Origin of the sequence: Geobacillus sp. Manikaran-105, from assembly GCF_002809955.1 — a bacterium.
Classification (GTDB): Bacteria; Bacillota; Bacilli; order Bacillales; family Anoxybacillaceae; genus Geobacillus; species Geobacillus thermophilus.
In genome coordinates, this window is sequence record NZ_PIJG01000063.1 from 1 (window position 1) to 13,167 (window position 13,167).

Annotated in this window: 14 protein-coding genes and 2 pseudogenes; 2 read left to right on the forward strand and 14 right to left on the reverse strand. The window is 50.4% G+C overall.

Annotated elements, in window-relative coordinates; translation table 11 throughout:
• Together CV945_RS14965 and CV945_RS14970 are read left to right on the forward strand one after the other, a co-directional pair.
• Window positions 1-885: pseudogene (locus CV945_RS14965) on the forward strand (ISL3 family transposase); the annotation flags it as partial.
• Between the two features lie 237 nt (window positions 886-1,122).
• Complete coding sequence (locus tag CV945_RS14970; protein ID WP_100660079.1) at window positions 1,123-2,109, forward strand: Gfo/Idh/MocA family protein; 987 nt, start codon at window positions 1,123-1,125, stop codon at window positions 2,107-2,109.
• A 95-nt stretch (window positions 2,110-2,204) separates the two neighbouring features.
• Here the strand turns inward: CV945_RS14970 and CV945_RS14975 are convergent, their stop codons facing one another.
• The 14 genes and pseudogenes from CV945_RS14975 to CV945_RS17900 form a co-directional block, all read right to left on the reverse strand.
• Window positions 2,205-2,642: a DUF4275 family protein gene (locus CV945_RS14975; RefSeq protein ID WP_100660080.1), complete on the reverse strand. Its 438-nt coding sequence runs from the start codon at window positions 2,640-2,642 to the stop codon at window positions 2,205-2,207.
• A 202-nt stretch (window positions 2,643-2,844) separates the two neighbouring features.
• The gene (gene arsC / locus CV945_RS14980; protein ID WP_100660081.1) at window positions 2,845-3,264 is read right to left on the reverse strand and encodes an arsenate reductase (thioredoxin); all 420 of its coding nucleotides are present in this window, start codon (window positions 3,262-3,264) and stop codon (window positions 2,845-2,847) included.
• 15 nt (window positions 3,265-3,279) lie between these two features.
• Window positions 3,280-4,347: an ACR3 family arsenite efflux transporter gene (arsB, locus tag CV945_RS14985; protein WP_198518523.1), complete on the reverse strand. Its 1,068-nt coding sequence runs from the start codon at window positions 4,345-4,347 to the stop codon at window positions 3,280-3,282.
• 21 nt (window positions 4,348-4,368) lie between these two features.
• On the reverse strand, window positions 4,369-4,716 hold the full coding sequence (locus CV945_RS14990) for an ArsR/SmtB family transcription factor (RefSeq protein WP_033011370.1): 348 nt from the start codon (window positions 4,714-4,716) through the stop codon (window positions 4,369-4,371).
• A gap of 197 nt (window positions 4,717-4,913) precedes the next feature.
• A complete protein-coding gene (locus CV945_RS14995) occupies window positions 4,914-5,297 on the reverse strand; it encodes a DUF1360 domain-containing protein (RefSeq protein WP_063164666.1) in 384 nt (127 codons plus the stop codon).
• A gap of 968 nt (window positions 5,298-6,265) precedes the next feature.
• Window positions 6,266-7,201, reverse strand: coding sequence for a ribose ABC transporter substrate-binding protein RbsB (gene rbsB / locus CV945_RS15000; protein WP_100660082.1), 936 nt, complete (start codon window positions 7,199-7,201; stop codon window positions 6,266-6,268).
• Between the two features lie 33 nt (window positions 7,202-7,234).
• Complete coding sequence (gene rbsC, locus CV945_RS15005) at window positions 7,235-8,179, reverse strand: ribose ABC transporter permease (RefSeq protein WP_100660083.1); 945 nt, start codon at window positions 8,177-8,179, stop codon at window positions 7,235-7,237.
• Window positions 8,176-9,669, reverse strand: coding sequence for a sugar ABC transporter ATP-binding protein (locus CV945_RS15010; RefSeq protein WP_033011361.1), 1,494 nt, complete (start codon window positions 9,667-9,669; stop codon window positions 8,176-8,178). Before CV945_RS15010 ends, rbsC begins: the two co-directional genes overlap by 4 nt.
• 21 nt (window positions 9,670-9,690) lie before the next feature.
• The gene (gene rbsD, locus CV945_RS15015; RefSeq protein WP_011232699.1) at window positions 9,691-10,101 is read right to left on the reverse strand and encodes a D-ribose pyranase; all 411 of its coding nucleotides are present in this window, start codon (window positions 10,099-10,101) and stop codon (window positions 9,691-9,693) included.
• Window positions 10,101-10,994: a ribokinase gene (gene rbsK / locus CV945_RS15020; RefSeq protein ID WP_100660084.1), complete on the reverse strand. Its 894-nt coding sequence runs from the start codon at window positions 10,992-10,994 to the stop codon at window positions 10,101-10,103. Before rbsK ends, rbsD begins: the two co-directional genes overlap by 1 nt.
• Window positions 10,991-11,980 carry a LacI family DNA-binding transcriptional regulator gene (locus CV945_RS15025; protein ID WP_044744118.1) on the reverse strand — a complete coding sequence of 330 codons (990 nt, stop codon included), beginning with the start codon at window positions 11,978-11,980 and terminating at the stop codon, window positions 10,991-10,993. Before CV945_RS15025 ends, rbsK begins: the two co-directional genes overlap by 4 nt.
• A 308-nt stretch (window positions 11,981-12,288) precedes the next feature.
• Window positions 12,289-12,405 carry a DUF3789 domain-containing protein gene (locus tag CV945_RS17635; protein ID WP_011232702.1) on the reverse strand — a complete coding sequence of 39 codons (117 nt, stop codon included), beginning with the start codon at window positions 12,403-12,405 and terminating at the stop codon, window positions 12,289-12,291.
• Between the two features lie 87 nt (window positions 12,406-12,492).
• Window positions 12,493-12,945, reverse strand: a complete 453-nt coding sequence (locus CV945_RS15030) for a VanZ family protein (RefSeq protein WP_033011355.1) — start codon at window positions 12,943-12,945, stop codon at window positions 12,493-12,495.
• A gap of 105 nt (window positions 12,946-13,050) precedes the next feature.
• Window positions 13,051-13,167: pseudogene (locus CV945_RS17900) on the reverse strand (IS110 family transposase); the annotation flags it as partial.

Sequence of the window (13,167 nt, forward strand, 5' to 3'; positions counted from 1 at the left end):
GCAGACGTTGTAGCACGTGTGGCGTGACGTTCAGCACGTCGTATCCAGCCATCTCTCCTCGAAGTGTGGCGACGGATGCTTTTCAGCGATGGGTCGCGCAATCTTGCATCGGAACATCCATTCAGGCGGTGGCTCGTATGCTCAAGCTTCCTTACACGACCGTTGAACGATGGTTTTATACCCATGCCCCTTCCTTCCTATCGAATGACGTCCAACCAAAGGCGGTTTGTGTCGATGAGTTTGCGTTTCGAAAAGGGCACGACTATGGAGTGGCGATCATGGAGGCCGAAACGGGAGAAGTGTATGCCATGGAAGCAGGAAAGAACGAGGAAGCCATTGGGCGTGCATTGGCTCATGTGTCTCGTTCCGTTCAGTATGTCGTGAGTGACTTGGCTCCAGCGATGAAAAAAGCGATTCAACGGGTTTGCCCAGAGGCGACACATGTCGTCGACTATTTCCATGTCATTCAGCTGTTTACCGATGCTTTAGAACGTTGTCGCAAATATTTGGGCAAAGGAGGCAAGAAACACGGAAATGTTCGTTACGTTTGCCGTTTATTGAGCCAATGCCCAGAGAAATTGACGGAGGAAGAACGTCAAATCATACGAGAATGGTGTAATGAAAGCGATTACTTAAAGTCTGTTTACCAATCGCTCCAACATGTTCGCTATGTGTTCAAAAGCAAAGATGAGCAACAGGCGAAACGTCGTTTGAACGCCTGGGTTCATCGGTATTTGTTTTGTCCTTGTTCTGCTGTTCGCGCCATCGCAAAATCACTCGTCAAACGAACAGACGAAACTGATGAAACGTCGGGGATACGGATACAGAAATATCCAGCGTTTTGCATTGCGGGTTCGGCTAGAAACAGCTAACATACTTTCATGACAGGTGCAAGTACATCTTTTGGTGATGAACCAATAAATTGTATATAATGAAATGAAAAACCATCTTGAATACAAGATATATGCTGAAATAGCAATTCTAATTGTTTTTCTTCTTTTCCCGCCATTTTCACCCCGTCTTTTTTAACAAGGTAGTGATCCAATCCGGCACAACAAAACCCATTTTCGCTCAATTAATTATGCTAAAATGAAGGACGACGAAAATGAAAGGAGAAGGATCATGGTTCGATTCGCAACAATCGGCACAAACTGGATCACCGAAGCATTTCTTGACGCCGCGCGCCTCGTCGATTCCTTCGAACTCGCCGCCGTCTACTCGCGAACCGAGGAGACCGCAAAGCAGTTTGCCGACAAAGTCGGGGCGCCGCGCACGTTCACTGATTTACACGAACTGGCGGGCAGCCCTGACATTGATGCGGTCTACATCGCGAGCCCGAACGCACTTCATGCCGAGCAGGCGATCTTGCTCATGAACCACGGCAAGCACGTCTTATGCGAAAAACCGCTCGCCTCCAATGCGAGAGAAGTCAAAGCGATGATCGAAGCGGCGGAGCGAAACGGCGTCGTATTGATGGAAGCGATGAAGGCGACGTTGCTCCCCACTTTCCTGTCCATCCGCGAGCACTTGCCGAAACTCGGCCGCATCCGCCGCTACGTGGCGAACTATTGCCAATACTCATCGCGCTATGACGCCTATAAGCAAGGAACGGTGCTCAACGCCTTCAACCCAGCTTTCTCCAACGGGGCGTTGATGGACCTTGGCGTCTATTGCCTGTACCCGATGGTCGTTTTGTTCGGCCAGCCCCGTGGCGTGAAGGCGCAAAGCGTGAAGCTCGAATCCGGCGTTGATGGCGAAGGCTCGATCGTGCTCGATTACGGCGACATGGACGCGGTCGTCTTTTATTCGAAAATCACGAACTCGCACTTGCCTTCGGAGATTCAAGGGGAAGACGGAAACATGATCATCGACGCCATCCACACACCAACCAAAGCGGAAATCCGCTACCGCGACGGGCGCGTCGAGGACATCACCGCGCCGCAGGACAAGCCGCCGATGTATTATGAAGCACAAGAGTTTATCCGTTTGATCGAAAACGGAGAACGCGAATCGGCCGTCAACTCGCACCGCCATTCGCTTTGGACGATGGAAATCATGGACGAAGCGCGAAAACAAACCGGCATCGTGTTCCCGGCCGACGAGCGATAATAAAAAGGTTCCAACCTAGTCTTCCTGGGGCTCGGTTGGAACTCTTTTTCTTTCTGTCTCATTGGATTTCCTTGGCCGCCGATAAGCCATGGCTGTCACCTTCTGCTAAAATACGGGCCAAGCCATCCGCTTTCATGCGTCATGACAAACGTCCAGTTGAACTCGCTGTCCACCACATATAGATCGATTTTGTCGTTTTCCGCTGCCAGATCGGCGGCTTTCAATCCGGACGCATCCTCCACGGTGAACGCATCGTCGCCATGTTGAAAGAAAAGATAGCAGCACGTTTTCTCTTCTTGATCAAACGCCATTTCCGCTTCTTCTCCTGTGAAACAGCCTCTCATCCCATAGCTGAACACATGCCATAAGTAGCCGTTGACTCCATTCCGATTATGAAGGTGGATGTGTTGTTTTTCTTCCGCAGTCAAATGGCCGGCAAACACCTCTTCCCACTGTTGTCGCCATTGCGCTCCGAAACCGGACTGTTTGCGGATTTTGATGTTTCGGCGAGCTAACTGATGAAATAACTCCATTTCGTTTCTCCTCCAGTGACCTAATGTGGCACCGCCTTCATCGATGTGCTCATTTCGTCTATCAACAAGATGGCTTCTCACCATCTTCGTTACGCTGAGCGGTTTTCGTCCGCCCAGCCACTTCCCCGTTTCCGGCCGCACTTCGACGAGCAGCTGCCGCGCACCCTATGCGCGACCGTTTCTGCGCCTTGCCGCCCCGTTCCTATTCGCCCGTCTCAGCAAACCGGCGGATGCGCGCGCCAATTTCATCGCGGACGCGGCGGAACACCGCGAGCTTCTCCTCTTCCGTCCCTTCCGCTTTCGCTGGATCGTCAAAGCCCCAATGGACGCGCTTCACGTGCGGCGGAGTGACCGGACAATGGTCGGCCGCATGGCCGCACAGCGTCACGACCAAATCAGCGCGGTTGAGGAGATCCGGGTCGATGACATCAGACGTTTGCTTCGAAATGTCGATGCCAATTTCCTTCATGACTTTCACTGCATTTGGATTGAGGCCATGCGCTTCAATCCCGGCGCTGTGCACTTCCCATTCATCCCCTAAAATTTGTTTCGCCCAGCCTTCCGCCATTTGACTGCGGCACGAGTTGCCGGTGCATAAAAAGTATATGACTTTTTTCTTCATCGCTGGTTCCCACCTTTACGTTGATGTTGGATTGCCCGAAGAAAAATACTTTCGCTGAAACGCCAATGCTACGTTGACAAGCGCCAGCATCACCGGCACTTCAATGAGCGGACCGATAACCGCCGCAAACGCCGCGCCCGAATGAATGCCAAACACCCCAATGGCGACGGCAATGGCCAGCTCAAAGTTGTTGCTTCCCGCCGTAAACGCGAGCGTCGTCGACACCGGGTAGCCGGCTCCCAATTTTTTCGCCAAAAAGAACGACACAAAAAACATGATGACAAAATATAGCAGCAACGGAATCGCAATGCGCACAACATCGAGCGGCAAGCTGACGATCATATCGCCTTTGAGCGAAAACATCACCACGATCGTAAACAAAAGCGCAACAAGCGTCAGCGGGCTGATTTTCGGCACAAACACTGTTTCATACCATTGCCGCCCTTTCGCTTTCACAAGCACAAACCTTGTCGCCATGCCAGCGAGAAACGGGATGCCTAAGTAAATAAACACCGATTTCGCCACTTCCGCCATCGTGATCTCGACAACGGCTCCCTCAAGCCCAATCCATCCCGGAATGACCGTCACAAACACGTACGCATATAGCGAGAAAAACAATACTTGAAACAGTGAATTGAAGGCGACAAGTCCTGCTGCGTACTCGGTGTCGCCGCGCGCCAAATCGTTCCAGACGATGACCATGGCGATGCAACGGGCAAGCCCGATTAAAATCAAGCCGATCATATACTCCGGCTTGTCAGGCAAAAAGACGACCGCCAACAAAAACATGAGAATGGGGCCGATCACCCAATTTTGCACGAGGGACAAAACGAGCACCTTCACATCTTTGAACACGCGCCCCATCTCTTCGTAGCGCACTTTCGCGAGCGGCGGATACATCATCAAAATCAAGCCAATCGCAATCGGAATCGAGGTCGTACCGACTTGCAGACGATTCAATCCATCCACCAACCCAGGAGCCCAAATTCCGACTGCGATCCCGACCGCCATCGCAAGAAAAATCCATACCGTCAAAAAGCGGTCTAAAAACGACAACCGCTTCGGTTCACAACAATCCACCATCATTCACCTCGTCATTTAACATCAGCACCCGCAGCGGGCTGCAGGATTCGCTGTCTCGATTTTGCGAATGTTTTCCTCTTGATCCGGAACGTACGACAACACCGCTTGCAGCAGGGAGTAGTATTCGCTTTGCGGCCGGAGCGAATAATACACCCATTGCCCTCTCCGCTCCTCTTGGATCAGCCCGGCATCTTTTAACTTGCGCAAATGCTGGCTGATCGCCGGCTGGCTTGACGAAAACACCTCCAGCAGCTCGCACACACAGCACTCCCGCTGATTCAAAATCGCCAAAATCGTCAGCCGCGTCGGATCGCCGAGCAGCTTCAACACCCGAGCGGCTGCTCCTATCTCCATTGCGAGTTGCGGCATATCACCCCTCCATTCATCATCATATCATGATTTGCTTATATAAAAACGAACATCCATCATGAAACGGCCACGCCGACCAATGAAATGGTTTCCGCCAATCAGTATATAATTAAATAATTATATAAGTCAACCATGATGTATCGACAAAAGCAAGAAAAGCGAGCGTGCCGCATGTTTCCGCCGCACGCCCGCCAATGTCACTCCATCCGCTTTTTCGCCGCTGACAAAAGGTCGATCGCCTTCGTCCCGACTCCGACAAACGTCTCGAGAATCGCCTGCGCCCCGGCGATCGAAAAGATAAAAATCAACGGCATGGCGATCTTTGGGATGAATAAATACCCAAGCGCGAGAAAAACCGCGCTCCACACTCCCGCACACCAGTAACAGTTCAACAAATAGCCGAATTTCGATTTCGGCACCTTCTTGATTTCCGTACTCCCGTCCTCGTGTTGGATCGTCTCTTTTTTCATGAACGGATTGCGAATAAATTCCGTGATTTTATCAAAGACGATCAAGTGGGTGAACCGATAGCTGGCCAAAATGATCATGATGTACGTCATCCAGTCGAGTTCACGAAGCATGGTGGGTTCCTTTCTTTTTCCATCTTTTTCTTTAGTATGAACCAAGATGCGTTTCTTTATGACCTCCGATGGTTAATGGAGCCGGTCGAGGGAAAGAGCGGAAATCACTACTCACATGTCACACCCTAACAAGGTAGAAACAACGGATTTTTGTAGATTGGTTGGTTTTGTTATCCCCTCTTGTATATGCTATAATAGATGTACATTATAGCCAGCGTATGTCTCGTACATGTTTTTTCAAAACAGGCATATGCTATTGCTAAGGTGGTGATAGCGTATGCGCAGAAAGGAGCATCGCCAGTTGCGAAGATCAGCCATCTCAAGGCGAAAAGATGTGCGAGCACAGTCATTAAGATCGATTTATGCTAAACCTGCTGTGCGAAATCGATACGCAAACATCAATGCGTTTTTAAGTTCAAGCATTTGTTTTGATCGGTTGCCTTCTGCTCCTTTATTGGATGTTAGCCCTGATGGTGTTGTGACTGTGAATCCCGATAATCCTGTGCATCAACGGTGGCTAGATGAAGAATGATGCAGCCGGGTGGTATTTACGATATATATTTTCGTTTTCAGGAAGGGCAGGGCGGTACATATCGTCCTGTTCTTATTTTGGGTTTTAGAGGCAATCGAGCCATTGCTATTGGATTAAAAGTCACAAGATCAAAACCAACATCTCGATACCCTTATCGAATACCAATTGTTTATTGGAAATATGTTGGATTAAAGGCACAATCATATGTTCAGTATGACTGGTATAACGAAATTCCATCTACCGTTCGGTTTCGGAAATTTTACGGGATTATGCACCCTTATGATTTTAATCGCGTCCTTAATGCGTTTCGTCGTTATCATGGCATTTAATAGATACATAGTGATCAAAGAGCTTGCTTTGCCAGAGTTTTGTTTTGATTAACCCAGGTGCTAGTTGAACGTCAGAGCTCAACTAGCACCACGGATAAAATCCCATATTATTGCCCTTGAACCAACTCGAGCGGAACAGGGATAAATGGATCCACTTTCTCCCCTTTGTGAACGCGGATAGCAGCGTCCACCGCCTTTTCGCCAATCAATGCTGGTTTTTGCGCGACGGTGGCCGCCATTTTCCCTTCTTTCACCGCCTTGACTGCGTCATCGGTCGCGTCGAATCCAACCACAATCACGTTGTTCATTCCATGCGCTTGCAAGGCCTCCAACGCCCCTAAGTCCATTTCGTCATTATGGGCAAAGACCGCTTGAATGTCTTTATGGCTTTGCAAAATGTTTTCCATGACCGATAATCCTTTGGCCCGGTCAAAATCCGCCGCCTGTTTGGCGACGACTTTCATATTGGCGGCTTTGTCGATCACTTGGTGGAATCCTTCCCCCCGTTCACGGGCTGCAGACGAACCAGGAATCCCTTCCAATTCCACAATGTTTCCCCCGTTTTTCAAGTGGTCGACGATAAATTGCGCCGCCATTTTTCCCCCAGCCACATTGTCAGAAGCGATATGGGTGACCACTTTCCCGCCGTCGGCGCTACGGTCGACGGTAATGACCGGGATGTTGGCGCTGTTGGCGGATTCAATCGCAGACGTGACAGCGCTCGAGTCCGTCGGGTTGACCAACAGCACATCGACCTTTTGCTGGATCAAGTCTTCAATATCGTTAATTTGTTTTGCTGAATCATTTTGGGCATCGACGACAATCAATTCCGCCCCTTCGTCTTTGGCGGCTTTTTCCGCTCCTTCTTTTAAGGTGACGAAGAACGGGTTGTTCAAAGTGGAAATGGACAAACCGATTTTCACTTCTCCATCTTGTTTCGTTTTCCCTTTGTCGCTCGAGGCGCTGTTCTGGTCAAGCGAACATCCAGCCAACACGCCGCCTGCAAGCCATAACGCCGCCAATAACCCCACTGCTTTTCTCATTTCGATTCCCCCTTGTTTTTTTAATAAAATCTATCATGCTTCTTTGCGGCGGTCTAACAGCACCGCAAGAAGAATGACCGCTCCTTTGATGACTTGCTGGTAAAACGACGACACATTGAGCAAGTTCAATCCATTGTTCAATACACCGATAATCAAGGCGCCGACTAACGTGCCGAAAATCCAGCCTCTTCCTCCTGACAAACTGGTGCCGCCTAAAACAACGGCCGCAATGGCATCCAACTCGTACGCCGTTCCCGCTGTCGGCTGCGCAGAATTCAAACGGGAAGTTAAAATGAGCCCCGCCAAAGCAGATAACGCCCCTGTTAGGGCATACACATATATTTTGAGTCGATCAACGCGAAGTCCCGATAGACGGCTCGCTTCTTCGTTCCCGCCAATCGCGTACGTATGGCGGCCAAATGTAGTCTTTTTCAATACTACATACAAAGCGATATAGACCGTGAGCATCAATATAATAGGTACGGGAATGCCGAAGAAATAACCGCGGCCTATCATCTGAAACATGATGTCATCAGACGCAAACCCTGTAATCGGGCGACCGTCCGTGTAAACGAGAGTCAAGCCGCGAAACGCCGTCATGGTCGCCAGCGTAGCGATAAAAGGAGCGACTTTTCCTTTGGTGATGATCACCCCATTCAACACTCCCATTACCATACCCGCTAATAGGCCCACCAGTATAGCGACAAAACCATTCATTCCTTGCGCCATCATTCCTGCTGTGATCGCGCTTGAGAGCGCTAACACAGAACCGACTGATAAATCGATGCCTCCTGTTAAAATGACAAACGTCATCCCAAAGGCAATCAAGGCGTTGATGGATACTTGCCGCAGGAGATTGAGCCAGTTGTCCATCGTCAAAAAGTCATCGCTCAATATGGAAAGCACGATGCATAGCAGAAACAATCCGATGAGAGGCCCTAATTTTTTCACATCCCATTTTCGCTTTGCTTCCATCATCGATTCCCCCCTGTCGCCGCCCGCATGATGGTTTCTTGATCCAACCCGTCGTTTTCCAAAATCGCTTGCACTTTCCCTTCATGGACGACCATGACGCGGTCGCTCATGCCCAATACTTCCGGCAGTTCAGAAGAGATCATAATGATCGCGGCGCCTTGGGCGGCCAATTCATTGATCACTTCATAAATCTCTTGCTTTGCCCCGACATCCACGCCGCGAGTCGGTTCATCCAAAATGAGGATGCGCGGGTTCATCGCCAGCCATTTGCCGAATACGACTTTTTGTTGATTCCCGCCGCTCAATGCTTTCACAGGTAAATCTGGGGAAGAGGCTTTAATATCCAACAGATGAATGTATGTCAACACCACGTCCCGTTCTTTCGATGACTGGATGAATCCCGCTGTTGCCAATTGTTCCAACTTCGGCAAGGTCAAATTCTCATGGACGCTCATCTCGAGAATGAGCCCTTTTTGCTTTCGGTCTTCGGTAATCATGGCGATGCCATGTTCGACGGCCTGGCGCGGAGAACGGATGCGCACAGGGCGCCCGTCGATATAGATGTCTCCTTCATCGAATGGTCTGGCTCCGAAAATCGCTTCCATGATCTCGGTTCGCCCCGATCCCATCAGTCCCGCCACACCAAGCACTTCACCGGCTCGCACGGAAAACGATACATTCTCAAACAATCCTTTTTTCGTGAGCCGCTCTACGCGCAGCCGTTCTTCTCCAATGGTGACGCGCCGTTTTGGAAAGCGTTCCCCAATTTGCCGCCCGACCATCATTTGAACAATTTCATCGAAGTTCGTTTCCTTTACTCGTTTCGTTCCGATGAACTGGCCATCGCGGAGAACCGAAATCCGGTCGCAAATGGTAAAAATCTCTTCCATCCGATGTGAAATGTAAACAACCGCGACGCCTTGCTGTTTCAAGGTGCGAATGACAGAAAATAAAGCCTGAATTTCCCGTTCCGTCAGCGCCGCTGTCGGTTCATCCATAATAAGGCACTTCGCATTCGTCGAAATGGCCCTGGCAATTTCGATCATTTGCTGTTTTCCGACAGACAACCGACCAGCGAGTTCTCGTGGGTCAAGGTCCATCCCTAATCTCCGCAAATAGGAAGCGGCCTGTTGCTCCATTTCTTTATAACGAATGACACCCGTTCTCCCGATTTTCGGCTCGCGGCCAAGAAAAATGTTTTCGGCCACCGTCAATGTTGGAATGACATTCAACTCTTGATGAATCACGACAATCCCGTCGCGTTCCGCCTCTTTCGGATGACGGTAATGCACTTCGCGCCCGTTGACAACAATCGTTCCCCCATCCCGCTCATAAATGCCGGTCAGAACTTTGATCAGCGTCGATTTCCCCGCTCCGTTCTCTCCCATCAACGCATGCACTTCTCCAGGAAGCACTTCAAAATCAACGCCATTCAGAACGATATTGGCGCCAAACGATTTTTGAATCGACCGCATGTCAATCAAGGGCCTCATCGTTTCTGCCCTCCTTTTCCTTCAGAAATCTTTCGATGAAAAACTTACACCGGAACGCAGAATGATATTGGCATAGGGGGTTGCCTCTCCTGTGCGAATCACCGCTTTCGCCTGCTTCGTCATCGCTTTGAATTGTTCGTGAGGAACAAACTGCACAGGCACACCACCCATTCTTGCCCTGATGCTTTCGTATAGATCCGGATTCTGGTCTTTGATCTCCTCGGCTAGTACGATTGCTTCAATTTCCAATTCATCAACAACCGCATCCAACACGGATAAAAAGGGCGGAAACCCTTTGACGAGAGACAAGTCGATGCGCGCCTGTTCGTTCGGAATCGGCAGCCCGCAATCGGCAATCACGATCGTATCGGTGTGCCCGAGCGAGGCAAGCAGCGTGTTCAATTCTTTATTCAAAATCCCGCTTTTTTTCATCAGTGACTCTCCTTCTGTCTGGACAAAAATGATTCGACCTCTTGCCGTCTCGGCATCCCAGCTTGCGCCCCAAGTTTTGTCACCGACAAGGCCGCCGCCGCATTGGCAAATCGGCACGCTTCATGAAGCGCCTTCCCTTCCGCCAGCGCCACGGCAAGCGCCCCGTTAAACGTATCGCCCGCGCCCGTCGTATCCACGACGGGAACTTGGAAACTTGGAATGAGCCGTTCTTGTCCATCTTGCCAAATGCGCACCCCTTTTGCCCCTTCGGTGACAATCAGCTTATCGGCAAACGCTTCTTCGTCCATCTTGTCGAACAAAATCGTCCGTTCATGTTCATTGGGCGTCAAGAAACTCGCCTGCTCAAGCACCGACGGCGGCAGTGGCTGGGCCGGAGCGGGGTTGACGATGACGCGCACGCCATGGCGATGAGCGATCGAAACCGCCCGTTCCACAACGGGAAGCGGGATTTCCAGCTGCAGTAAGCACACATCGCTTTCGGCGATCACGGATTCATATGGATCCAGATCCTCCGGCGTAAGCGCATGATTCGCCCCAGGAACGACGATGATCCGATTGTCCCGCTCAGAAATCGTAATGGAAGCAATGCCTGTACTCCCATGTGTAACCGGTTTCACATAATCGACGGAAACGCCTTCATTTTGTAACGAACGGATGAGCGCTTGCCCAAACGCATCATCCCCCACTGCGCCAATCATCCGAATGTTGGCGCCGAGGCGGGCGGCGGCCACCGCCTGATTCGCCCCCTTGCCGCCGGGAGTGGTGAGAAACTGTTCGCCTAAAATCGTCTCCCCTTGGTTTGGAAACCGTGCCGCCACAGTGACTAAGTCCATGTTGAGGCTGCCGATCACCGTAATGGTTGGTTTGTTCAAGTCAATCCCCTCCTTGACGTCGACTGCCGCACCACAAGTTGAACCGGAAGTTGATAATGGAGCTTTTCAAGGGGCTTTCCCTCAATTTGTTTGATTAAAATTCTTGCCGCCATGGCCCCCATTTCGTAAATAGGCTGAGACACGGTCGATAGTTCGGGTGTTGTCATTTCCGTCAGCGGGATGCCGTCGTAGCCAATAATGGCAATATCATCCGGAACCCGCAGCCCGTATTGCTGAACCGCTTTCAAAGCACCGACCGCCATCGCGTCGTTGCCGGCAAAGATCCCGTCCATATCATGTTCAGCCAACGCAGCCATCACCGCTTCTTTCGCCTGCTTCAACTGGTAATTTCCTTGAATGACGAGCTGGCGATCCCCTAGCCCCAGCTCCTTCATTTCATCTTGATAGCCGCGGAAACGCTCCATGGCGTTCACCACGTGGTTGGGCCCTTGAATATGGGCAATCCGCCGGCAGCCCACTTCATACAAATGACGCGTCGCTAAACGAGCTCCTCCGTAGTTGTCCGCAACCACCGACGGATACCGTTCATGCAACGGACGGTCGAGCACGACAATCGGAACATCCCATTCCTCGACTTCTTCCGGCGCGAACTGATTCGTGGTCAAAATGACGCCGTCCACATATTTTTGCTTTAACACTTCGATGTATTCTCGTTCTTTTTCTACTTTCTCATCGGAATTGCATAGAATGACCGTATAGTCATAAATATTCATCACATCTTCCACCGCGCGCACGAGCTCGGGAAAGAACGGATTGGTAATATCAGGGACAATGAGTCCGACTGTTTTCGATGTTTTTTTAAACAGAGCTCTCGCCACTTCATTCGGTTTATAATTGAGCTCTTTCATCGCCTGTCTAACCCGTCTTTCCGTTTCCTCATTAACATATCCATTTTGATTTAACACCCGCGAAACGGTGGCGACGGAGACACCTGCACGCTTTGCCACATCACGAATCGTTGCCATGTTCGATTCCTTCTTTTCTGTCTATGTGTAACCGGTTACACATAGTATATCCGATTTTTTGTGCGCCATCAAGCTTTTTTTAAATACTAGTGATTTAAGGGGAAATGTTGCTCCCCAGCAACGTTTCTCAAACTGAAAAACTTTGCAACAAAAACATCATTTTATCCCCTTCAACTTTTCGAATCCGTTGTGCTTCGCCGGTCTTTCACGGCGGTTCTCAAACAATGTGCGGCCTTTTTTGCAAGCTGACGTAAACATGATCGCACAGCATTTTCAAAAAAAATCCCTTGCCTGCCGCAAGGGACTTCTCACTTTTCCCTCCACCGTTCGCTTGCTTCATCCGCCCGTTTCGCCACCGCCATCATGCTCATGATGACGAGCATCACAAACGAACCCACAAACATTCCCGCGATAAACGCGACCATGGCCCTCTCTCCCTTTTCTCGCATACTCGTTATTGGCCATTCTTTCCGTTTACATCTAAATCTATACGATGGGAGAGCTTTGTTCTATTATACGCCGCGTTTGACCGCCCGATGCTTGGTCCTTGCCCAACAGCGGCAAGCCCATACAATCAAAAGCGCCAGGAGCGCCCCACATGAATCAATCGCCACATCTTTTGGCGTCGCCGTCCGTCCTGGTTCAAACGATTGATGCCACTCGTCGGTCGCCGCGTAGGCGGTCGCAAACAGCCAGGCGCCCGCATACGCAAACCGCTTGGGCAACAGCGCCCGCCACACAAGCGCGGCCAAAATGCCAAACTCCGTCAAATGCGCCGCTTTGCGAATCAAAAAGTTCAAAAATGGCGGCCCCTCTTCATCCCCGCCGCCAAACGGCAAGTACGATAAAATCTTCTGCAGCACATGCGCCGTATTCGCCCCAGTGAACCAGGAAGACTCGCTGAACGTGTAAATGACGACACACCAGAGAATGACAGGAAGCCAGCGGGAAAGGAAATCTCTCATCGTTTCACCTGCCAACACCTTTTTACCAACAAAACAAGGTACCTAAACAACAAACGAAAGTAGACACCTTGTTCGCTAAACCCTTTACCATCATAACAGGGATGGTGATATTTTTCCATTTTCTTTTTTGCGTAAACGGGTCAAGTCCCGCAATTCTCGAATTGGCGCGGGTGGCACAAAACTCTTTTCAATCAGTCCATAACGCAATAATTTAGCGATCCA